The organism is Alteromonas sp. LOR (assembly GCF_000753865.1).
GTDB lineage: Bacteria > Pseudomonadota > Gammaproteobacteria > Enterobacterales > Alteromonadaceae > Alteromonas.
Genome location: NZ_JQFW01000049.1, coordinates 103360 through 127825, shown reverse-complemented (window position 1 = coordinate 127825; position 24466 = coordinate 103360). Strand labels below are relative to the sequence as shown.

Genomic DNA, 24466 nt, shown 5'->3' with positions numbered 1-24466 from the left:
AGACGATTATGTGGTATTTCGCTTGGATATTGGGTGTTTTGCTAGCGTGTTCGTTTGGCATTATTAATGCCATGTGGCTGGAGTCGACAGAGAATATGGACCGGCCTGAAGACGCAGACTAACCCTGTTTTAAAATATAGAAATGTAGACCGCAACAACCTAGCTAGCTCAGTTAATGAAGTTAGCTAAGATAGTGCAGTTAGTTAAGTTAGTTAAGTTAGTGCAGCTAGTTTGCATAAAGCAGGCGCAGCCACTTACACAATAGTGAAGGTGGCTGCACCTATTTTTGAATTAGTTTTTACGCGTGCTTTTGAATAACGCTAGACACACACAATAATATTAAACGAGTAAACAGTGACTAAAGAAAAGGTTCCCAACCGACAAACACTGACTTCCTGGTGTAGGCAGCTTGATGAGGCGCATAAGCTTGGTGTGCGTACATCACAAACACGTCTGGTCGTCATTAAGTGTTTGTCGCTTTTTTCTTTAATCATTGGTTTTTATTTTTTCTCTCATATCGCCCATAGCTGGGTAGTTAATAAGGTTCATGGAACACACTCTCATATCATCGGTCTTGGCCTTGCTTTACTGTTTGCCTGGCTACTGCAAGGGGTGTCTAACCACAAGTCTCTAGACACTAAAACCAATACATTGGCAAAGCTAGAGAAAGCCCTAACGGCGGTTTTTGCCAATCGTCAGCACGCACTGGTTCGACAGCAAACAGTGTTTTACTGGCAGTCGCTGTGGCAAAAGCAATTGCACGACGTAACTGACTGGGCAGTAGAATATAGCGTGCAGCAAGCCATCGCGGTAATAGTACCGCTACTCGCGCTGGCGGTAATATTTGTTGTGAACCCCGTTATCGGTGCAGGACTGCTCGTCACTTTGCCGGTGGTGCCTTTGTTTATGATCATTGTAGGCAAAGGGGCAGCCGCACTTCATCAGAAACACTTTATAGCACTGTCCCGTCTTGGCAGTATGTTTACAGATAGATTGGCGGCACTGCCTATGTTGTCCACCTTTCAAGCTCACGAAAAGCAAACCGATTTACTCAAAGAGGCAAGCGAGACCTTAAATTTACGCACCATGAAAGTGGTGAGTGTTGCTTTTTTATCTAACAGCGTACTGGATTTTTTTGCCACCTTATCTGTGGCGCTAGTCGCGGTTTTCATCGGCTTTACACTACTTGATGAGCTAAATGTTGGCCCTGAAATTACTTTGCAACAGGGCCTGTGGATCCTACTTGTTGTTCCTTTACTGCTAAGTGAAATGAAAAGGTTAGGACAAATCTATCACCAAAAAGCACAGGCCGAGTCTGCTATGGAAGCACTTAAACCAATTGTGGCGAGCTCCTTTTGTGATACCGAAATGAAAGACGATACAGTGGACGCAACGCAAACCATCTCAGCGCATGGTGAAAATGCCAATCGATTTGTTGCAGAAAAATTCGCGGTATTTGATGAGCTGGCAGAGGCAGGGCAAGGCAAGAACGCCATAGTCAGTGCGCAAACCCTGACGCTTAATAAAGGCGACTGCATTTTACTTAGCGGTCGTTCAGGGAGCGGCAAAACCCTGCTTTTAGAGGCATTAGCAGGTCAGCGCCGTGCAACACATCGCTGTCAGTGGCCGTCAATATGGTTAACTCAGCACCCTGTTATTTTACCCAGCAGCGTAAGAGACAATTTGTGTTTATACGACCGATACACAGACCAGCAGCTACTAGCGATGTTAGAAAAAGTCGAGCTGTCCCATTGGCTTAAGCAGCTACCCTTTGGTTTAGATACCCTAATGACCGACTACCCGCTACTTTCAGGTGGCGAGGCGCAGCGCCTAAGCATAGCGAGAGCCCTATTGCGCGATCGCCCATTATGGTTACTCGATGAGCCCACAGCACACCTTCCCGATGAGCAGCACCATCGAATAGCGCAACTTATCTACCGACTAACTCAGGATAAAACAGTGATATGGGCTTCACATAAAGCGTTGCCAGCCAATTGGTTTTCTGGTTTCTGGCACGTAGAGCACCAACAGGTTATTAATAAACATCCGTTGAGTCATGCTGAAAAGAAAGAGCAGTAAAATGAAGAATGAAAGCAGGCCTGCCTACATAACCCTTGTACTTGCTGTGGTTCACGCTACCGCCGGGCTCAGTATCTTAGTGATTTCTTCATGGTTTATCGCCATCAGCGCAATTGCACCAATGGGGTTTAACTACGTGATTCCCGCCGTGGTCATTCGTGGTTTGGCGCTGCTTCGTATAGCATCGGGATATGCCAGTATGTGGGTTGGCCATAAGGATCTGCTAGGTCGAATTGCAGCCGTGAGAATGGATGTTTTCTCACAACTACACAACTGCCAATTAGACGACAAAGCATCGTCTACGGAAGCATTAGCGCAGCACACCGAAGTGCTTGCTAGCAAATGGATAGCGTGGATTTCCCCCTTATCTAGCGTTCTATTTATTTTTACTGTGACGTGTATAACTGCGTTATGGACGAGCCTTCCCGGTGCTATTTATCTCGTTATTTTGTACTGCGCATGGATTATTCTGCTTACCCTTCAATGGCTAAGTGCATTAGCGATAGCGCGTGAAAACACAGAAGCAACGAGCGCATTTAGACGTGCTTCCTCACACTTTTTGGCGGCAAGCCCAATTTGGCATTTGAATAGCAAAAAGAATGTTGAAAATGCCCCAAGCGCGGCGTCTGTATGGCAGCAGCAGCTTCAGCAAAAGAGAAAGACAATACATACAGTGTGGATGTTCCAAGGTGCCGCTTTTTTACTTACGTTGTTATTGATGGCCGGTGTATTGCCGTTTGCAGAGGTCGCCGTGTTTGCTCCCATCGCGCTTATTGTGCCAATGGTGTTGTTAGCCGCGCCAGATTGGGCGTCGGCTAGCTTTAATGCGGTAGCAAATGCGGCGCAACATCAACAGAGCAGTAACGCGTTAGATAGCTTGAACACATCGCCTATACGGCATTTGGCAGAAAAACCGGTGTTAACGTCTTTACAGCTTACGCATTTTGCGGCGAAAGGTCGCAGTACTGTGCCGGTAACCATCAACTTACCTGCAAAGGGTGTGGTAGCGATAAGCGGTGCATCTGGCTGTGGGAAGTCATCTCTTTTGCAGGCAATAGCCGGCTTATTACCCGCTACGGCTAACGGTGAGCGAAAAGTAGATGGTCACGCCTTACCCGAAGGTTTGGTAAAGCGTTGGTTATATGTAGAGCAAGAACCCATTATCTTATCTGGCAGCATTAAAATGAATTTAGACCCCGCAGGGTGTGATATTTCGCAAAAAAGCATGTGTGAATTATTATCAGCATTGGGCTTGGACACGCTTTTACCGTTAACAAATTGGGTTGGAAAGTCGGGCAGGCAACTATCTGGTGGAGAGCGAAAACGGCTTGCTTTAGCACGAGCCGTGTTAGCTGAGCCAATCGTGTTAATGGTTGATGAGCCGTTTGAAGGCCTTGATATTAGAACCCAAGAGCAGGTGTGCGCTTTACTAGAAAAAGAGGCTCAGCGTAGATTAGTTATCGTGGCCTCTCATGTGCTACCCACTGCGCTGTCTATTGATAAGCATGTGGTGTTAGAAGAAGCGAATGTAGAAAACACAGGGTTGCACGAGCGCCAGTTGGCGTAAATTGGTTTGCTTTCTTTGCGGCCACGTAATTAGAGTTTAGTTTTATCTAACCTCAAACGATTCGGTAATTTGCTCTAAGGTTTTCCCCTTAGTTTCAGGGAAGTATTTAACGACCAATACTAAGCTTACTAGGGCAAAAATACCGTAGGAGAAAAAGGTCGCCGCAGCGCCTAAATTCATTAACTCCCAAGGAAAAACAAGCTGTACTAAAAAGCTGGTGAGTGAATTAATCACGCCCACAAGAGATATGGCGATAGCCCGGGTTTGATTAGGGAATATTTCCGCTAGCATGGCCCACATTACAGGGCCAAGGGATACAGCAAAAGACGCCACGAAGGCAATAATGCCAAATAGCACTAAGGGCGCGTTCATAGTAATACTGCTGTTGAGTATATTTTGCTGGTGTGTGTCATATTCAGCGGTGGTCAGCGTAGCCTGCAGACTCTGTTTAAAGGTGACGTCTGAGTAGTACACCACATCTTTTATCTCTGTGAGCTTGGCAGCAAGCTGCTGGTCTGTTTGTTGTATTACTGCAATATCGCTGCTGTCAATTTCATACACTGCCTGTTTAAAGCCGTAGGCACATACTGTCATGCTGATAGCAACACCGCAAAGGCCAATAATAAGCAGCGGTTTTCTGCCCCATTTATCGATGGTTAACATGGCAACCACGGTAAATGCGACGTTCACCAGGCCAATCCAAACCGCTTGCATAAATGCAGCGTCGGTACCCACACCACTTTGTTCAAAAATAGTGGGGGCGTAAAAGAAAATGACGTTAATGCCGGTAATTTGTTGAGCAATGGCGATGGTAATACCAATAAACAATGGATAACGCATCGATTTAACGGTGAGAGAGCTAAGCCGCTCTTTTAACGACCAGCTCTTTTCTGACAGCGATGAGTAAATTTCATCAAGCTGCATTTTTGCTTCACGGGGGTCGAAAAGCGTAGATATTGACTGCTTGGCTTCGTCGGTTTTTCCTTTCAGCATGAGCCAGCGAGGGCTTTTAGGTACAAAGAAAAGCAGGGTAAACCAGAGCGCAGCGGGCAGGGTTTCAAGTCCTAGCATGTAGCGCCAAGTATGGGTATCAATGCCAAGCTCTTTTACCCATGTGAGCTCACTGTTACTGAGCTGCAAGAAATAATAATTACTGAAGTAGGACAGGGCGAAGCCAAGCACGATATTCAGTTGGTTCACCGACACCATTTTGCCTCGGTGTTTAGCCGCGCTAATTTCAGAAATATAAACCGGTGCAATAATTAACGAGCAAAACGCAATACCGCCAATGAAGCGTGCAGCAACCAATAATACATAGTTTGGTGCCAATGCTGAGCAAATGGCCGAGATAAAATACAGTAGTGCAACAATAATAAGTGATTTACGCCTACCAATAGCGTCGCTTATTGCGCCCGCAAACAGCATGGCAAACAATGCGCCAAGGGTAGGAGAGCTTACAACAAAGCCCTGTTGCCAGTCGCTTAAGCCAAATTCAACGTCAATAAAGCCAATGGCGCCAGATATTACACTAGCGTCAAAGCCAAATATAAAGCCTCCAAGGGAGACGATAAGCGTATAGTAAAGCGAGGTAGGCACATTTTTTATCATATTAGCGCTTGCTCAGTGAATGTCTTTCAACGACTTCAGGCACAAACAAATGCTCAATAGCGTGGTTTATCTTGGTGTCGTAGACATTCTTAAGCACCCAGCGCGCGGCCATTTCGCCAAGGGATTGAATGGGGTTATTGATGGTGGTGAGCTTTGGGTATAAATAACGGGAAAACAGCACGTTATCGAAACCCACGATAGACAGATGCTGTGGAATTTCAAGCCCTGCCTCTCGCGCCGCTGTCATTGCACCAGACGCCATTTCGTCGTTGGCGCAGATAAGGGCGGTAATATCAGGAAAGTGCTGTTTCAAATAATGCATGCCCTCTTGCCCCGAGGATTCATGAAAATCACCTTCAAAAATATGGTCGTCTTTTGCTTCAATGCCTGCTTCAGTAAGCGCACGTTTATGCCCAGCTAGGCGATCGCTTGCATCTTTTTTGAATTTGGGGCCGCTAATGTAACCTATCTCTTTATGCCCCTGCTGTATTGCTGCTTGGGCGGCTAAATACCCCCCTTTTTCGTTATCAACAACAAAGCAATGATCATCCAGTCCGTCTACTTTTCGGTTAATAACCACAACGGGTAGGTCGGATTTGCACAAGGTTGTTAAGTACTCATCTGACACCGCTTCAGCATGCAGTATAAGGGCGTCGCACCGGCGACTTTTCAAAAACTCAATGGCGTCATGCTCACGTTTTTCATCCACGTGTCCGGCAGTAATAATAACGTGTTTACCATACAGCTTTAACGCCTGCTCTACGGTGCTCATTAGGTCGCCGAAGTAAGAACCGTGAAGTTCAGAAACTAATAGGCCCACACTATTAGTTCTATTAGATGCTAAGGACTGTGCAATGGCATTTGGCTGATAGCCTAATTCAGCCATTGCGGTCTCAACTTTTTTACGGGTGCGGTCGCTTACTTTCGTGTTTCCATTCATAACGCGGGAAACGGTAGCAAGTGAAACGCCTGCTGCTTCTGAAACTTCGTATATAGTTGCCATGGTGTGGGGTACTTATCCTTTTATCCTATCCCGCTAATGTAACATTAACTCTACTGTTGACCAGTTTTTGATAGGCAATACCACTTTGTTTTAACGTTCTTTTTTGAGTGCTGTAGTCTACATACACAATGCCAAATCGTTTTGTATAGCCAAGTGCCCACTCAAAATTATCCATCAGGCTCCACGCGAAATACCCTTTAATATCCACACCTGCCTTAACGGCATTGTGTACGGCGTTAAGGTGGGAGTTGAAATAGTCAACGCGGTCGCTGTCTGCAACTTCACCCTCTACCATTTCATCATCCATGGCGGCACCGTTTTCGGTAATGTAAATGGGTGGCAGTGAATATCGCTGGTGCAAATCTACTAATAGCTCAGTAAAGGCATCGGGAGTAATTTCCCAGCCCATGGCAGTTAAAGGCACATTCTCAGGTTCTTGTACGTCGAACCAACCATTTTCTGTGGATTTATATACGGTGCGCGTATAAAAGTTAATGCCCAAGAAATCTATTGGCTGAGAGATAATGTCCATGTCTCCCTCGAGAATATCCGGCTGTTGCTCTACGGGCAGTTGGTCGCACACATCCGGGTAGGTGCCTTCAATAATCGGCTGTAAATACCAACGATTATGGTATTCATCGGCAAGCTTTGCGGCCAACTTATCGGCTGGTGATTCTGTGGCACTGTGGCAAGTAGAAAAGTTAAGCACAATACCATTTAAGCTGCTAGGGCATTTCTCGCGAAGCACCTTCATACCTAGACCATGTGCTAACAGCAAATGGTGCGCAGACTTTCTGCCGTTGGCCACGCCGGTTTTGCCCGGTGCATGAATACCGAGTTCGTAGCCTAGGTACGCTGAGCAAAATGGTTCATTTAAGGTAGCGTAAGAATACACTTTATCACCTAACGCACTGGCTACTATGTCAGTGTAATGCGCAAAGGCTGTGGCCGTTTCTCTATTTAACCATCCGCCTTTTTCTTCTAAATACTGAGGAAGATCCCAGTGATACAAGGTGACGAATACTTTGATGTTGCGTTTTACTAACTCGTCAACCAAGTTTACGTAAAACTGCATGCCGATATGGTTGATGGTTCCATCGCTGTTAACCACCCTAGGCCATGAGATTGAGAGTCGATATGCATCAACTCCTAACCCTGCGATGAGTGCAACATCTTCCTGCCATTTTTCCACATGCTGACACGCAATATCACCATTGGAGTTGTCTTCAATGGTGTTATTTTGTGAACAAAATGTGTCCCAAATTGAGTCTAGTCGCCCGCTTCTATCACCCTCTATTTGAAAGCTTGAGGTGGCTACGCCGTATAAAAAGTCCTTTGATAACAACAAGGAGTCGGCGGGCAGCGTAATGTTTGGCATTTTCTCATGTCCTAGGCTTAACAAACTTTGATTATAGTTTGTTATTCATAAATCAAAAATAACATGATTTTTACATTGAATTCGGCAACGCTTCATGTAATTATTCACTGAAATGTAAGCGCTTACAAAGAGTGCATATCTCCATGTAAGCGCTTTCAAATGTTAATTTATCATTAATTACAAAAATAGCAATAGAGGTTATCAGTGGACATACCATCGCAAGCTGAATCACAACCAATGAACAGTGCGGCGCCAAACGGTAATTATCGTTTTGCTCTCATTTCATTAACAACGTTATTTTTCATGTGGGGATTTATTACCTGCCTGAATGATATTCTTATTCCCTATTTGAAAGGTGCGTTTAACCTCACTTTTACACAAGCAATGCTTATCCAGTTTTGCTTTTTTAGTGCGTATTTTATTGTTTCGTTACCCGCTGGCGCAATCGTCTCTAGAATTGGTTACCAAAAAGGCATTGTATTGGGGCTTGGCATAGCCTGCTTGGGATGCATATTGTTCTATCCCGCTGCAGAGAGCCAAATATATGGTGTATTCCTGCTGGCCTTATTTGTGTTGGCATCCGGTATTACCATTTTGCAAGTATCAGCAAATCCGTATGTCACTGCGTTAGGCGACCCAAAAACCGCCTCCTCTCGCCTTACTATGACACAAGCATTTAATTCACTTGGCACCACTGTAGCGCCTTTCTTTGGTTCGTATTTAATGTACGGTGCAACAGGTGAGCACAACGCTGCCACCGCATCGGCTTCTGACGTTCAGATTCCCTACCTTATACTGGCAGCTTCATTGCTATTGCTTGCTCTCGTGTTTTTGTATCTAAAACTGCCTAAGCTTAATCACACCAGCAGTAATACCGGTATCTTCAAAGGTGGCGCGTGGCAGCACAAGCATCTCGTACTCGGTGCAGTCGGTATCTTCATGTACGTAGGCGCTGAAGTGGCTATTGGCAGTATGTTAGTTAACTACCTTGCGAGTCCCTCGGTTGCAGGTTTAACCGAAGCGAAAGCGTCTAAGTTGTTGGCGTATTATTGGGGTGGTGCCATGGTAGGGCGCTTTATCGGTGCATTAATAATGCAAAAAGTGTCTGGTGGTATCGTATTGGCATTTAATTCAGCCATGGCTATCTTTCTAATAGTGCTATCAATATCGACCACGGGACCGCTTGCGTTGTGGACCGTACTTGGTGTGGGTCTGTTCAATTCAATTATGTTTCCTACCATCTTCAGTCTGGCACTTCAGCAGCTTGGTAAGGATACGCCACAGGGCTCAGGCATCTTATGTTTAGCCATTGTGGGCGGCGCTATCATCCCTTTATTCCAGGGTATGTTGGCAGACAGCATCGGAGTGACTATGTCATTCTTGCTACCGGCGTCTTGCTACCTGTATATCGCCTATTACGGTTTGATAGGCAGCCGCGTAACTCAACTGATAAAAGATTAAGGAATCACCATGCGAAATACATTACTCGCTTCAGTCATTGCTGGTGCTTTACTAAGTGGCTGCGCTGAATCTGAAAAAGACGTATCCGTTAATAATGTTGATAGTGCTAACCAGAGCAGTTCGCTAAAAACTAGCTCAGCTGACACAGGCGCTGCAGCAATATGGCCTAAACTCGACATAGAAGTAAAACAAGACCCTGCTGTGGAAAAGCAAGTGTCAGACCTTTTATCGCAAATGACGCTTGAGCAAAAAATAGCGCAGATGATCCAACCGGAAATTCGCAATATCACGGTTGAAGAAATGCGTCAGTATGGTTTCGGTTCGTATTTAAATGGAGGTGGTGCCTTTCCAAACAATGATAAGCACGCCACGCCGGATGATTGGGTTGCCCTAGCTGAAAAATTATACCAAGCGTCTATCGATGACAGCCTCGACGGCTCTGCAATTCCAACCATGTGGGGCACAGATGCAGTGCACGGTCACAACAATGTGATTGGCGCGACCTTATTTCCTCATAATATCGGTTTAGGAGCTGCAAAAAATCCAGAATTGGTAGAAAAGATAGCCCACATTACAGCGAAAGAAGTCATGGCGACGGGTATCGATTGGGTTTTCGCGCCTACCGTGGCGGTGGTGAGAGATGACCGCTGGGGCCGGACCTATGAGAGTTATTCAGAAGACCCAGCCATTGTGCGCGACTATGCGGCATCAGTAGTTAAAGGGCTGCAGGGCGCGGCTGATAAAGATTTTCTCAGTGACCAACGAGTTATCAGTACGGTAAAACACTTTGTGGGTGATGGCGGAACCGTTGGCGGCGACGATCAGGGTGACAATGTTGCTAGCGAACAAGCGTTGTTCGATATTCACGCTCAGGGCTATGTGGGTGGTTTAACCGCAGGCGCTCAATCGGTGATGGCGTCGTTTAACAGTTGGAATGGCGCAAAGCTTCACGGCCACAAATATTTACTAACTGATGTGTTAAAAGAGCAAATGGGTTTTGACGGCTTCGTCGTTGGAGATTGGAATGGTCATGGCCAGGTTAAAGGCTGCAGCAACGTTGACTGTGCACAAGCAGTTAACGCTGGCTTGGACATTTTTATGGTTCCTAGCGACTGGAAAGGGGTATATGAATCTACCTTAGCTCACGTTAAAGATGGCGTCATTCCCATGTCACGTATTGATGACGCGGTACGCCGTATTTTGCGAGTAAAATTGCGAGCGGGTTTGTTTGATAAGCCAAGTCCTGCCAACCGCCCTTTATCTGGCGATCGGTCGCTTATCGGAAACGAAACGCATCGCGAGGTAGCACGTCAAGCTGTGCGTGAGTCTCTGGTTTTGCTTAAAAATAAGCAGGGTATTCTTCCTCTATCTGCTGCTAAACGCATAGTAGTGGCTGGCGATGCAGCAGACAATATAGGCAAGCAGTCTGGTGGCTGGAGTATTACGTGGCAGGGAACCAACAATACCAACGCTGATTTTCCTGACGGCACATCCATATACGACGGCATTAAACACCATGTAGAGGCTGCGGGTGGCGATGTCGTGCTTTCTGTTGATGGTGAAATTGCACAAGGCGGGAACACGCCAGATGTGGCAATTGTAGTATTTGGCGAAGAGCCTTACGCAGAAGGCCACGGTGACAGAGAGACGCTAATTTATCAGTACGGCAATAAAAAAGACCTAGCGCTGCTTGAGCGCTTCAAGTCACAGGGTATTCCTGTAGTGTCAGTCTTTATCAGCGGTCGCCCTATGTGGGTAAACGCAGAGCTTAACGCATCTGATGCGTTCGTAGCGGCATGGTTGCCTGGTTCAGAGGGCGCGGCGGTGGCCGATGTATTATTTGGCAAACAAGACTTTAAAGGTAAGCTTCCTTTCTCATGGCCAGCACAGCCACAGCAAATTGTGAATATTGGCGACGACACCTACGAGCCACTTTTGCCATACGGGTTTGGCCTCACTTACGGTGACGACAATGTGCTAGCGGATAACTTGAACACCGAGGTCAGCATAAGCAGTGACAACAGTCAGTCTCTTGAAATATTAAACGGTGCGGTGCAGTCGCCTTGGGTGTTATGGCTTTACTCTGGCGATGAGTCGCTAACGGTTAATGCGAGCACCCATAACGTGGGCGCGATTACCTATCGCACGGTGGATAAAGTCGTTCAGGAAGATGCCCGTAAAGTCACCTTTGATGGCAGTGAGTTTGCCGCCATGCGTTTTGCGAGCAAAAGCTTCTTCCGCGAAGACTTAAGTGCCCAGTTACTTAATAAAGCTGCGCTTACGCTAAATATTAACCCTCATAGCGCGGTTGAGGGCTCCCTCACTGTGGGTATGAATTGTGAAGGCGAGGGCGATAAGCCAGGTAGCTGTTCTGCACAACTTGATATTAGCGAACAAGTGAACGCCTTAGAGCAAAACACATGGTCTTCGCTCAGTATCGATTTACAGTGTTTTGTAAATGCAGGTATCGACTTTACCGGCCTTGTGGTTCCGTTTGAGCTTGGTAGCTCAGGCAAGGCAAGCATCAGCGTTGCAGATATTCAGTTTACGCCTCAGGCTGCTGAATCGGCCGATATAGTATGTAATTAGTTGTTAGTGTATCCGACAATTCTAGGGCTGGTATTGTAACATTCCATTTTAGTTATGGTTCTATTTGTAGTTTAAAGGGTACGTTAATTATACCTTTATATTTATTAACTCAAAAAAGCGATTTACTAATGTAAGTCGCTTTTTTATTTGTTTTTTCGCAGTGCTAGCGCACTTCGACGACTTCATTAATAACTCATTTTCTTAGTCTTTTCTCAAATTATCTAACACCTGCCTGTAAGCCTTACTTGATTTAATGGTGTCACTTTGTTGAATTCAATTGTCGTACCTTCACGAAGGTTAAGTATTGTTATAAACTCGATTTCTAGCCAACGTTGCTAGTTCACAAAAAAAGGGATTCATGTGACATTAATTAAAAATCAAAAATTCATTCCAACAGTCGCTCTCATTGCCATTGTAGGAATCGCGTCAGGGTGTGCCACTACATCATCTAAAGTTGTTGAAACTCCGAAGGTAAATAGCTTTAACACTCAGTATAACGGTGAAAAAAGTAAGCTCGTTGTCGGTCAGTTTGTCAATCGCTCTAACTTCCAAAACGGAATATTTTCTAACGGCCTAGATAGACTTGGTAATCAAGCAAAAACTACACTAATGAGCCATCTTCAACAGACAAATCGGTTCAGCGTTTTAGACAGAGATAACATAGCATTACTTGCTGAAGAAGCAGGTCGTACAGGCACGCAGCAGAATATTGCCGGTGCAAAGTTTGTTATCACTGGTGATGTGACTGAATTTGGAAGAAAGGCGATTGGTGATAAGCAGCTATTCGGACTTTTAGGAAAAGGAAAGTCACAAATTGCCTATGCCAAAGTCACGCTAAACGTTGTTAATGTAACTACGTCTGAGGTTGTGTATTCGGTAGCTGGAGCTGGCGAGTATAGCTTATCGGAAAGAGAAGTGATTGGATTCGGCAGTACCGCAAGCTATGACGCAACACTCAACGGAAAGGTACTAGACTTGGCAATTAGAGAATCAGTCAACAATCTTGTAAATGGTATTGAGTCGGGCGCATGGACACTGTGAAAATAAAAAAACTATTAATATCTTTTGCGTTTATTTTAACGGTAACTGGATGTAAAACCACAGAGCCTTTGTATTACTACGGAGACTATACTACTGCTGTGTACAGCTACTTAAAGGCTGAAGACACAACGTTAGAAGAGCAAATATCAGCACTTGAAAAGACCATTGAATTAGCGGCTGCAAAAGGGCGAAATATAGCTCCTGGCGTTCACGCCCATTTAGGCATGCTTTATTTTGAAACGGGTAATCCCCAGCTTGGAGCTTCTCATTTTGAGCAAGAAAAACAGCTTTTTCCTGAATCATCACACTATATAGAGTTTCTTTTAAACTCTGCACAAGGAGCATAAAATATGACTTTGCGTTTACTCATAGCGATTGCTCTTATTACGTCGCTAACCGCGTGCGTTAACATGCCCCCAGCTCATGATTACACTGCGTTTAAAGCTGCTAATCCAGAGTCTGTTTTGATTTTGCCACCAGTCAACAACACGCCTGAGGTTATAGCGCCTTTTAGCGTTATGACACGATTAGCTACGCCTATCTCTGAGTCTGGCTTTTATGTATTTCCAGTGGCGCTAGTTAATCAAACCTTTATCAACAATGGTCTAACCGAGGCCACCGATATACACGCGGTTGATACGTCAAAACTCAATGAAATTTTTGGCGCCGACACTGCGCTGTATGTATCCATTGAAGACTATGGAACCAGCTATGTTGTGATTTCTAGTGAAACTAGAGTAACCGTATCAGCCTCTCTTGTTGATCTTAGAACAAACCAGATGCTGTGGACTGGAAAGGCAACTGCGTCGAGTGCTGAACAGCAAAATGCTAATAGCGGTGGACTGGTAGGTATGCTTGTACAAGCAGCCGTTAGTCAAATATTTGAAACAGTAACGGACCGAGGCTTTGATATTGCTGCCATGACCTCTACACGACTACTATCTGCAACGAGCTATAATGGACTGCTTTATGGCCCTCGCTCACCTAAGTATGGACAACCAGTACCAAGTGAAAAAGCGAAATAACGTTCGCTAAAATAGAAACATCGCCGCTCGGTATTCAATCCGTAGTGGCGATTCTTGTTTCTTACCCTCAGTTTTTCACAAACCATCACATCAGCTACGTCTTTTCCATTAAGCATTATTAAAAATATGACTGCATCACTCGCAAATGCGACTCGTTTCCATTATCATCAGCAACATAAATGGTAACTATTCCTATTAACATTAAAAGACGCATTCAACGCGCAATGTTAATTGTGTAAGTCAAAAAGGGGATAACCCCTTATTGCATGCCAGAAACACACATAAAACTTGTAGAACACGTGGAGAATTATAGTGAAATTTAAACTTACGACTATTGCTACAGCCGTAATGTTAAGTCCTGCTGCCCTAGGGGTGGCAATGGAAGATATTGAAAGACTTACCGTTGAAGGGAAGTACCTCTCGGTAAACCAGTCTAACTCTATAAAAAGTCCAACACCTATTCTTGATGTCCCCCAAAGCTTATCTATTATGACGGCAGAAGAAATTACTGCCCGTGGTATTACAAGCGTGGGCCAAATTATCGATTACACCCCTGGGGTAAATACCTCTCAGGGCGAAGGACATCGTGATTCTGTTGTGTTTCGTGGTGTTCGTTCAACCGCGGACTTTTATATAGACGGAAACCGTGATGATGTTCAGTATTACCGTGCGCTGTATAATGTTGAGCAAGTAGAAATTTTACGCGGCCCGAATGCCTTATTATTTGGTCGTGGCGGTACGGGCGGTATTTTAAATCGCGTCTCTAAGAAAGCGACTATCGATCAGCAGTTTGTAAACTACAACGTATCTGCGAATACTTTTGGTGCTTATAACTTACAGCTTGATACTAACATCGACACGGGTGAAGATTCTGCAGTAAGAATTAATGCCATGTATGAAAGTTTAGATAACCATCGCGACTTTTTCGATGGCGATCGTTATGGTTTTAACCCTACAGCGCGCTTTCAGTTAAGCGATGACACTATTTTAGATTTATCTTATGAATATATCGATCACGAACGTTTTATCGACCGTGGTATTCCTACAGGTGCAAACGGCGAGCCGGTAGAAGCGTTTGAAAACATTGTATTTGGCGACCCTGAAAATAACTATCAAACGCTAGATGCCGATGTGTTTCGTGCCAATATACAACACAACTTTTCTGACAACCTAAAAGGTAACTTTAACGCTTTTTATGGTAACTACGATAAAGTGTATGCCAACTTTTACGCCGCTGATTTTGCGCCAGAAACGAATGTAGTTACACTCGATGGCTATATTGATGAAACTGAGCGTGAAAATCTTATTCTATCGGCAAACTTAGTCGGTGAGTTTGCAACAGGTAGCATTGAGCACACGGTGATTTTCGGTGGTGAATTTATTAACACCGAATCGGACCAAAATCGTTTAAACCCAGTCTTCGATTCTAATGGCGACGACCAAGAAGCTTTCTTGGTAAATCGTCCATTAGACTTCAGAGGTCTAACGGGGACTAACGCCGCTGGCACCACAGTTACAACTGCATTTTCAGCGCTTAACGACGATACTCGTGTAGATTTAGACGTATACTCTTTTTACGTACAAGACGAAATTGCCCTATCTGAAAACTTCGATCTTGTATTAGGAGCGCGTTTCGACAGCTTCGACATTAAAGTATTTGACGCTCGTCCTGACGTATTAGACACGCGCAACCGTACTGATGAAGAAGTCTCTCCTCGTGCAGGTTTGGTGTACAAGCCGCAAGAAAATATCTCAATTTATGCCAGCTACAGTGAGTCGTTTCTACCACGTAGTGGTGAGCAATATGCCAATATTAACGGCGATGCAGATAGCCTAGACCCTGATACGTTCACCAATCAAGAAATTGGTGTGAAGTGGGATTTCGCTGACAGCATGAGCTTTACAGCAGCGATATTTGAGAATGAGCAAACTTCATTAGATAACGACCCTACCGACCCTGAAGGCTTCATAGAAGTTGATTCTGACGTGTCAGGTTTTGAGCTTCAGCTGCAAGGTTACATTACAGATAAGTGGTTTGTTACTGCCAACTACAGCAACTTAGACGGTGAAAATGCCAGTGGCGTTGAGCTTCGTGAGCTTCCAGAAAACACCATGTCGGTATGGACAACGTACCAAGTAAGTGACGTGTTAGGCTTTGGCGTTGGCGCAACCTATCAAGATGAGAGTTTTGTGGTGACTGCTACCGACTCGCCAGTATTACCAAGCTATACGCGTGTCGATGCGTCAGCATACTACGAGCTAAATAACGGCATGCGTTTACAGCTTAATGTGGAAAACTTAACTGACACATTGTACTTCCCGAACGCGCACTCTAGACATCAAGCAACCGTTGGTGCGCCAATTAATGCAAGACTGTCTGTTATCGGTTCGTTCTAATAACTACCGAATAACGCTTACAAAAAAGGCCGCTTCATGTAAATGAAGCGGCCTTTTTTAATGGGGCGCATCTTAAAAGACGTGCCCCGTGTTAAACACACTTAGAACGTATAGCGAGCACCTAGCGTGTAACGAGGGCCATATTGGCGAGCAAACAAGAACTGCTCTTCAAAACGACCGTATCCACGTTCGGTTTCATCGTTAATGTTTATCCCTTCAAGGAATACCGTTAGGTGTTCATCAACGTCGTAGTTAATGCTTGCATCAACCTGTGCGTAGGTATCAAACTGAGTGGCTGGGTTATCTGATGAGCCCTGAGCTTGACCAATTCCCACTACGTAGTCTGAACGCCATGCGTAAGTGACTTTCACAGACAAACCATTTTTCTCGTAGAACACTTGGAAGTTGGCAGAGTCACTGATACCGACTAACGGGTCTTGCTCTTCAAGGTTATATGGGTCGTATTCAACGTCGCCGTCCACTAATGTGGCGTTTGCGCCAAAGCCAAAGCCGGTTTCGCCAAAGGTATGTTGAACCGCAAGCTCAATACCTTCTACGGTTTTCGCATCACTGGAGTTACCAGGCTGGGTGGTACGCCATGTAATTAATGGGTCATCTGCATTAGGCGTCACTACGCCATTTTCATCAGCAAATCCATTATCTACAAAGTAACCATAAATAGCGCTGTCAGTAGCCTGCGTGCCGGCCGCTTCAAGTGCACTTACCGCTTCGTTCCAACGTGGGCCTAAGTAAATATCGTTAAGCCCTTCAAACTGACGGTCTTGACCGGTCGTAGTAATGTAGTTTTCTACTGACTTTCTGAATAGACCAATTGACGCATAGCTAGCTTCGTCGTAGTACCATTCAAACGATAAGTCTAAGTTTGATGATTCAAATGGCAATAAGCTGGTGTTACCTGCTGAGGCCGTACGCGATCCAATTTTAGGGCTGCCGCTAAACGCTAGGCCGCCTTGCAATAGGCCGATAGGCGCGCGGGTAATTGATTTACCCCAAGAGAAGCGGGCTACTACGTCATCGGTCACATCAACTTTCACGTCAAACATAGGGAGCAATACGTCGTATTCGCCTGTGAAGTCCTGTACTTGCAGTCCGTCTTCAAATTGCGTGATCCACTCTGAAGCGGCTACCCAGTTAACTTGTTCTGGAACGCGAACTTCCGCAGAGCTTGGTACTTCAGTTTCCTCATAACGCACACCTGCATTTATCTGTACGTAGTAGTCGCCAACTTCAAAGTCCCACTCGGTCTGAACATAAATAGAGTTAGTAATTTCTTCAACGTTACTCACAGCAGGCGCACCCATGTAATAAGGGTCTGTAGAGTAGGCGTTTGCTTCGCCCACGACATCTGATGTGATAAACGCTAATTGTCGAGCAATAGCTTCGTCAAAATCATAGGTGTAGTAATAGCCAGGGTTCATGTTAGCACCGCCGCTACTAAAGGCGTCTAAGAAACCGCTGGTGTCGTTGCGTACGAACATGCTGTCTGGGAATATTTGCGTAAACGATGGGTTGAAGCCCGGGCCGCCACGCAGACCGCTCCACGCGGTAAAGCCGCTAAGCGCTTGCTCTGTGCGCGCAACACCAAAATCAACCTTCATTAATGGAATATCGAATGCAGAGTTATACCAGGTGCCATCCAGCTGGAATTGCTCAATGTCAGAACGACCAGGTGAGTAAATGAACTGACTAAAGTTAGAGTCAATTTCGCCCGGGGCAATTTCGTTAGTGCCGTTATTCCAGTTTACAAATACTTGAGGAATGTCACCTTCGCGGTAATCATAAACCTTAGAGCGAAGCTGGTTTGAACCAAGAATGATTTGACCGGAACTACCTAGCCCTTCGTCATATCCATTGTCAATTTCGTTGTATGAATCGTGGTAATCCACGGCAAAGTGCCAATCGTCGCTAACGGTCCAATCTAGATTAATACCGATTGAGCGAGCGTCTACACGGGTGGTATTTCTGCTTGCAGTGAATGAGCCGTCATCGCCGCTAATATCAGCATAAACAGCCGTGCCGTTGGCATCGAGCTCATATTCATTAATGTTAGCACCAAAGTTATTCCAAATACCCCAACCTACAGTATTAGTGCCTGTGGTAGCGCGAGAAGCGGTATAGTCTACTGTTGCTGTGAAATCATCAATGGGACGAAACTGGAACGTAACTTGTGCGTTTTGACGTTCGCGCTGTACATCGCTAATGCTGTAGTTCATATCTTTTGGAAAGAAGGCTGCATTGGTGATGTTAGAGCGGTTATCAACCACGTTTTCTGCGTCTAATTCAGGTAACGCATCATTTTCTTGCAGCTGCCAACCTTGAATATTGGCGGCTTGCTGTTGAAAATCGCGCTCTTGGTGAGAAAAAGACACACCAAAACCGAACATATCGTCGGCAAACGTGTTGCTGTAAACACCTGCGATTTCTGGCGTTACATCGTCACCTTCTTCGTTTGAGGTATCGTAAATGCCTTTCACTGAAAATGAAGCTTGTTGTCCGGACTGGGCAAGCGGCTTCATCGTAATGATGTTTACCGTAGCACCTAAACCACCACTTGGGTTCTCAGCGCGAGCGGTTTTTTGTAGCTCTAGCGTGTTTACACCTTCAGAAGATAGGTTAGACAAGTTGAATGAACGGGTGAAACCTGTTCCCGGCATTTGACGGCCATTAAGGGTAACTAAGTTAAATTCTGGGCCAAAACCACGTACTGTAATTTCGTTACCTTCACCGTTATTACGGCTAATGGTTACACCCGTTATGCGCTGGAGGGCTTCGGCTAAGTTAGTATCGGGAAACTTACCGAGTTCTTCTGCTGATATTGCATCAACAACACCGCTAGAACTGCGCTTCAAATCCATAGAGCGGATCATGGAACCGCGAATACCGCTTACTTGAATAACTTCTACTTCGCCTTCTTCAGGCGTCGCTGCTTCTGTTTCTTGTGCGTAGCTAGGCATAGCTAAAGTAGAGCCCAACAACAAAGCCATTGATGTGGCAAGCTGGGTCTTTTTAAAAGTTGTGTTTTTCATAATTGCCTACTAATTCTTATCAATTTGATGTGCCGCCAGGCTACTGGCGGCAAATTGCTTTATTACTGAGCTGCTATTTCTACATTATCAATGCGGTATACAGCGCCATTACCTGTATCCCAAGTAGGGAACATCATAAGAACGTTGATTGCACTGATATCTAAGCCTGCATCGTAAAGTGTTTGCAGCGGGAATGTGTATGTCTGCCACTCGCCTTCAACAGGCTCTACACCTTCAAGGCTTGATGACATTGGCAGCTCTACCGCAGAAGACGCGCCGATAGACTCAATTTTAAATAACCACTGACCTGATGTATCAATAGGCATTGCGCTTACTTTCATTTCAAAGCGAACTACGCCAGTTGAAAGCAGTGCCGATGCGTCGTAAGACACCTCTTCATCAGCAAGGAAACCCATTACCGTTGCTGTTTCACCAATTCTGAATTCAGCCACTGTACCGTGCTCAGCGTCGTCTACTTCTTCTGTTGGTGTTGAACCACCACAGCAATCCCAGATAGACCATTGTTCAGCTGCGGTGTCAGCAAAAATGTTCAAGCCTCCAGCTGGCGTTTCGTTGCCGCTGTCAGGGTGGAAGAACTTCGCATTATCAACACGGTATACCGCGCCTTCACCTGTACTCCACGCTGGGAATATCATGATGACGTCAATACCGCTTACATCTAAACCGCGAGATTGAAGTTCGGCAATAGAGAACGTATAAGTTTGCCACTCACCTTCAACCGGGGCTTGACCTTCCACACTGTCGGCAAGTGGAAGCTCAACGGCAGTGGCAGCATCATTGGATTCAACTTTGAATACCCAAGTAGAGTCTGGGTTAGTTGGTGCGCTTACAACTCTCATTTCGAACTGCAGTAAACCACCATCAGTAAGTGCAGTGGCGTCAAATGGTGTTGCACCACCGCCATCAATTGAACGAGTGGTAAAGCCCATGACTGTTGGCTCTGCACCTATACGGAATTCAGCAGTAAGACCGTGCTCTTCATCATCCATTTCTTCAGTTGGTGTTGAACCGCCACAGCAATCCCACATTGGCCAATTTGGATTTTGTCCATCTTCGAAGATAGTGAGCTCAGGATATGACGCACCGCCTTCTTGTGAGATTTCAACATTGGCCATGCGATATACCGCACCGCTGCCCGTATCCCATAGTGGGAATACCATGATTACGTCGATGGCACTGGTGTCTAGGCCTGCCTCGGCTAATACACTCAGTGGGAATTCGTACGACTCCCATACGCCTTGTTCAGGTGTGTCGCCTGCAACGTCAGCAGGTCCAACATAGCCATCCATCAAAGGAAGTTCAGCGAAAGTCGAGCCTTCAGAGCTCTCAACTTTAAACAACCAAGACGTTGCTGCATTGTTTGGTAAGGCAACCGCTTTAAGGTCGAACTTAATGCTGCCTGTTTCTTCCATTGGTGACGCGTCAAACGGTGAAGCTTGACCGTCAGGGTCGGTAATGAACGCTGAGCGGCTAATGAAACCCATTACCGTTGGCGCATCGCCAATACTAAATTCAAATACCTGACCTTCATCTGCATCTTCAACGAGTGCGGGTGTAGAACCACCACAGCAATCCCATGCCGGCCAGTTTGGATTAGGTGTACCGTCAAAAATGGTAAGGTTTTGAGCTATGCCAGTAGAAGGTGGTGATGGAATGGGTGCTGCACCTTCAACTAATGCATCTTCAAGTGAGTCGTAACCTGGGCGAACGGTTTCGCAGCCTTTACCTGTCATTGGGTCTGAACCACACTCGTACACGCGAACGTAGTCAACTTCAAGGCTTTGACCTTCTGCAAATGCGTCGGCATCGATACCGGTTTCATTGACAGACTCAGGCCATGCTCCACCAACAGCAAGGTTCAAAATAAGGTAAAACTCTTGGTCGAATGGTGCATTGTCCCAATGTGTTGTTAACTCGCCTGTGCCTTGTTCGAAGTATTCTGCATACCAGCCACGGTGTGAAAGGCCAGTTGCTTCGCCTTTACTGTTTTCACGTACTTCAGAGCGACGCTGAGTGGCATACAGGTAGCCATCCATATACCAACGAATTTCGCCTTCTTGCCATTCAATAGCATAGGTATGGAAATCGTCGGCAGGGTTAGCGCCACTAGGTAGTGAATAAGCTTGGCCCGAACTGTCGTTGTTAGGCCACTCTTGACCGTAGTGAAGTGTGCCGTAGATATGATTTTCAGGATTGCCGTCAATGTCTGCTGCTTTTAGGTTAACCGCTTCCATGATGTCGATTTCACCAGAGCGAGGCCATCCACCGTATACTTCATCTGTTGGCATCATCCAAAATGCTGGCCAAGAACCTTGTCCTTCCGGCATTTTTGCTCGCATTTCGATGCGACCGTATTTGAAATCACCTTTATAACGTGTATTCAGTCGCGCAGAAGTATAGGGCTTTGGTGCACCTTCTTCTGCTGGAAGCGCGACTATGTTTAACGTGCCGTCCTCAACAAAAGAGTTGCTTTCACTTTCTGTGTAGCACTGAGCTTCATTGTTGCCACCGCCGGCGCAATCTACTTCGTGAGTCCATTTGTTCTCATCAATGCTTGAACCGTCAAATTCGTCGCTCCATACAAGCTGCCAATCTGACACTGGTGCAGAGGCGTCTACCGCGTCTATATCAGTAGATGTGGTGGCACCGCCCCCACAGCCAAATAGGGTTGTGACTGACAACGCGGCAGCTACCCGCGTAATTTTAGATGCATGTTTAGTCATTGCTTTCAGCCTTGCTATAAATGTGTTGTTAAGTGTGTCGTTGAGTGTGTATTAACGACAGCCGCGATGGCTTTTGTGTTTTTGAAAGCGCTTACAAAATTAAGCGTAAAGATTTTGGAAGCGCTTACATTTTCCTAACATTAAGGGAGCGCAACGAAAAGATCAATCATCTTTTCAACTTTTTAACATTAAAACCGTTCACGAATTACCATATCGATAACATTTATTGAAAATGCCATCGCTGTTTGGATAGCGTCTTTAACGATCAGTATTACAGGATTTTTTACTCTATGTTTATGAATTTAATGTATAAAAATGGGTTTTAAATAATTCTTTGAAAAAGCACATAACCTGAAAACGAGTGAAGAGCGCAGGTTAAGTGATTGTGTTATCCCAGTTTTGTGAAAATTATGTTTATTATCACCATCACGAATAGACTAAAGTGTTAATAACACGTTTTTGGGTGAGTTAATTTGCAGTCTTTGTCAAAGATAGGTCGTGAAAATGTGTCTTTGATACATTGGTTCATGAAATTAATCGACAATGGTGTTTTATATAAGGCGTAAGCAGAGCCTATAGTTAAAACAGCCAGTTGATGTTTAAGCTATGTTTTATTTTATAACCCCGCTGTGAAAACACCTTTATTAGCCTAACCGTAAATGGAAAGATTCTCTATGCACCATCATCATGGACATTCACACTCAGGCCATTACCACAAGGGCCATGCAAGCGAAGATAGCCAACGAATTGGGTGGGCATTTTGGTTAAATTTCATCTTTACCATAATAGAATTTATAGGAGGGTGGCTAACAAACAGTGTCGCAATAATGGCTGACGCTGTGCACGATTTAGGTGATTCTTTATCTATCGGGCTAGCGTGGTACTTAAGTAAATTAGGTCATAAAGCCGCCACCGAAAAGTACTCCTACGGATTCAAAAGGCTGAGTCTGCTGGGGGCTATGATCAATGGACTAATTTTAATCGTCGGTTCTGTATGGATTCTGTTTGAAGCAATTCCCAGGTTATTCGAACCTGAAATGCCTGTTACTGAGGGCATGATAGCATTGGCAATATTAGGCATTGCAGTAAACGGGTTCGCCGCCTACAAACTCAGTGGCGGCCACTCCATGAACGAAAAAGTGCTCAACTGGCATTTGATTGAAGATGTACTGGGTTGGGGGGCGGTGCTTTGTGTGGCTATTTTACTGCAGTTTGTGCATTGGCCCATTTTAGATCCTATCCTTTCAATTGTTTTCACTCTGTTTATCTCTATCAACGTTGTCCGATATGTAATAAAAACAATGAAGCTGTTCTTACAGGGTGTGCCCGATTATGAGAGTCGCTTAGAAATTCGTAACACGCTGTTAGCGATTTCTCATGTTGAAGAAATTCACCATCTGCACTTTTGGTCTCTTGATGGCGATCAGCATGTATTAACCGCACATTTGGTAATTGAATGTAGCGTTGATACGCAGACTCTACTCAAGTTGAAATATGAAGTGGCAAAAAGTCTAGAGCCTTTTCATTTAGCCCACACCACCATAGAGTTTGAATTGCCTGGTGAACCATGCCGAGATGAGAAAGACCACCTCCACAGGCATTCCCATGACAATGCTCACGTGGAAATTGAGAATTAATGGCTACATCGATGAGAAAAACGAATATCGTTTTACAGCGTAATATTTTGAATGATAAGCAAGCTGCCGCTTAGGGTGAGCATAAGTAAGGCCAGTAATTTTATGTGTTTTGCAGAGACTTTTGCTGCCAGTAAACGGCCAATACGGGTAAAGAGTAAAACGATGGGAATGGCAAAAAGAGTTGAAAGGACAATGTCGTAGGAGGGCAGCGTACCAAAGGGCACCACAATTAAGCGCATTAGCGACGTTAAGCAGAAAAAAGCGAGCAAGGTAATGCGTATCTCTGTTATCGACCACTGCTGTCTGTAGCATTGAAATACCACAGGGGGGCCAAACGTAGAAAAAAGCCCGCCTAGTAGACCGCTCATTGCCCCCGCAACACCAAAACTTATTGAGGGTTCAGAGCGCTCGGCAGCGCTGCGTTTAATAACGAGCAGCCCACAACACAGTAAAATCACACTCCCTAACATAATATTGAGCCAGTGGGACATAGACTGAGAAAGATATTCCAGCAATACGTATCCCGCAGCCATAAATGGAATTGCAGTGACAAGCAGTATGTTGAAGGCGCGTTTGTTCACATGATGAGTGTTTTTAAAAACCAAGCTAACAGAGTTAAATAAACTCAAAAAGCTCACTAAAAACGTTGTTGCAGTTAGCGGCATAATATCTAGTAGTGTGAAGCTTGAGACAACGATTAAACCAAAGCCAAAGCCACTTAGTGTTTGCAACAATGTGGCTACGCCAAGAAGCGCAAACGTTAAAAGAAGTGTCTCAATAACCATGTGAAAAGCTCACCAGTAAATGTAGTTGTCGATATAAAGATAGTGGCGTTGATAGCGATGCTAACCTTACTGACTATGTTAACGCGTTTCTGTGAACGAAAGGGG

General features: G+C 45.1%; 16 protein-coding genes. 10 read left to right on the top strand and 6 right to left on the bottom strand.

Going from position 1 to position 24466, the window contains the following annotated elements:
- Positions 1-8: 8 nt before the first annotated feature.
- From cydX to JV36_RS0114205, 3 genes are all read left to right on the top strand, one after another.
- Complete coding sequence (cydX, locus tag JV36_RS19445; protein WP_032097673.1) at positions 9-122, top strand: cytochrome bd-I oxidase subunit CydX; 114 nt, start codon at positions 9-11, stop codon at positions 120-122.
- A gap of 232 nt (positions 123-354) precedes the next feature.
- On the top strand, positions 355-2079 hold the full coding sequence (locus tag JV36_RS0114210) for an ABC transporter ATP-binding protein/permease (protein WP_052010360.1): 1725 nt from the start codon (positions 355-357) through the stop codon (positions 2077-2079).
- A gap of 1 nt (position 2080) precedes the next feature.
- Positions 2081-3646, top strand: coding sequence for an ATP-binding cassette domain-containing protein (locus JV36_RS0114205; protein ID WP_032097674.1), 1566 nt, complete (start codon positions 2081-2083; stop codon positions 3644-3646).
- Between the two features lie 42 nt (positions 3647-3688).
- Here JV36_RS0114205 and JV36_RS0114200 read toward each other — a convergent pair whose 3' ends face one another.
- From JV36_RS0114200 to JV36_RS0114190, 3 genes are read right to left on the bottom strand one after another with little or no spacing between them, the layout of a single operon-like run.
- A complete protein-coding gene (locus JV36_RS0114200) occupies positions 3689-5254 on the bottom strand; it encodes a sugar porter family MFS transporter (RefSeq protein WP_032097675.1) in 1566 nt (521 codons plus the stop codon).
- Between the two features lies 1 nt (position 5255).
- Positions 5256-6257: a LacI family DNA-binding transcriptional regulator gene (locus JV36_RS0114195; protein WP_032097676.1), complete on the bottom strand. Its 1002-nt coding sequence runs from the start codon at positions 6255-6257 to the stop codon at positions 5256-5258.
- Positions 6258-6282: 25 nt separating this feature from the next.
- Complete coding sequence (locus tag JV36_RS0114190) at positions 6283-7635, bottom strand: GH1 family beta-glucosidase (protein WP_032097677.1); 1353 nt, start codon at positions 7633-7635, stop codon at positions 6283-6285.
- Positions 7636-7839: 204 nt separating this feature from the next.
- Between JV36_RS0114190 and JV36_RS0114185 the strand changes: the two genes are divergently transcribed.
- The 6 genes from JV36_RS0114185 to JV36_RS0114160 all read left to right on the top strand — a co-directional run bounded on the left by JV36_RS0114185 (position 7840) and on the right by JV36_RS0114160 (position 16148).
- Positions 7840-9096 (top strand): sugar MFS transporter, encoded by a 1257-nt coding sequence (locus JV36_RS0114185; RefSeq protein ID WP_032097678.1) that lies wholly within the window; start codon positions 7840-7842, stop codon positions 9094-9096.
- A 9-nt stretch (positions 9097-9105) separates the two neighbouring features.
- Entirely contained in the window at positions 9106-11685 is a 2580-nt protein-coding gene (locus JV36_RS0114180) for a glycoside hydrolase family 3 protein (RefSeq protein ID WP_032097679.1), read from the top strand.
- A gap of 369 nt (positions 11686-12054) precedes the next feature.
- Complete coding sequence (locus tag JV36_RS0114175) at positions 12055-12726, top strand: CsgG/HfaB family protein (protein WP_052010379.1); 672 nt, start codon at positions 12055-12057, stop codon at positions 12724-12726.
- Positions 12723-13073 (top strand): DUF4810 domain-containing protein, encoded by a 351-nt coding sequence (locus JV36_RS0114170; RefSeq protein ID WP_442853194.1) that lies wholly within the window; start codon positions 12723-12725, stop codon positions 13071-13073. Before JV36_RS0114175 ends, JV36_RS0114170 begins: the two co-directional genes overlap by 4 nt.
- A 3-nt stretch (positions 13074-13076) precedes the next feature.
- Positions 13077-13751, top strand: a complete 675-nt coding sequence (locus tag JV36_RS0114165) for a DUF799 domain-containing protein (protein WP_032097680.1) — start codon at positions 13077-13079, stop codon at positions 13749-13751.
- A gap of 312 nt (positions 13752-14063) precedes the next feature.
- Complete coding sequence (locus tag JV36_RS0114160) at positions 14064-16148, top strand: TonB-dependent receptor (RefSeq protein ID WP_032097681.1); 2085 nt, start codon at positions 14064-14066, stop codon at positions 16146-16148.
- 101 nt (positions 16149-16249) lie between these two features.
- On the opposite strand, the gene JV36_RS0114155 is transcribed toward JV36_RS0114160, so the two are convergent.
- Positions 16250-19195 carry a TonB-dependent receptor gene (locus JV36_RS0114155; RefSeq protein WP_032097682.1) on the bottom strand — a complete coding sequence of 982 codons (2946 nt, stop codon included), beginning with the start codon at positions 19193-19195 and terminating at the stop codon, positions 16250-16252.
- A 62-nt stretch (positions 19196-19257) separates the two neighbouring features.
- Entirely contained in the window at positions 19258-21939 is a 2682-nt protein-coding gene (locus JV36_RS0114150; protein WP_032097683.1) for a glycoside hydrolase family 16 protein, read from the bottom strand.
- A gap of 674 nt (positions 21940-22613) precedes the next feature.
- Between JV36_RS0114150 and JV36_RS0114145 the strand changes: the two genes are divergently transcribed.
- Positions 22614-23576, top strand: a complete 963-nt coding sequence (locus JV36_RS0114145) for a cation diffusion facilitator family transporter (protein ID WP_032097684.1) — start codon at positions 22614-22616, stop codon at positions 23574-23576.
- 32 nt (positions 23577-23608) lie between these two features.
- On the opposite strand, the gene JV36_RS0114140 is transcribed toward JV36_RS0114145, so the two are convergent.
- Positions 23609-24361, bottom strand: a complete 753-nt coding sequence (locus tag JV36_RS0114140) for a sulfite exporter TauE/SafE family protein (protein ID WP_032097685.1) — start codon at positions 24359-24361, stop codon at positions 23609-23611.
- Positions 24362-24466: the final 105 nt, after the last annotated feature.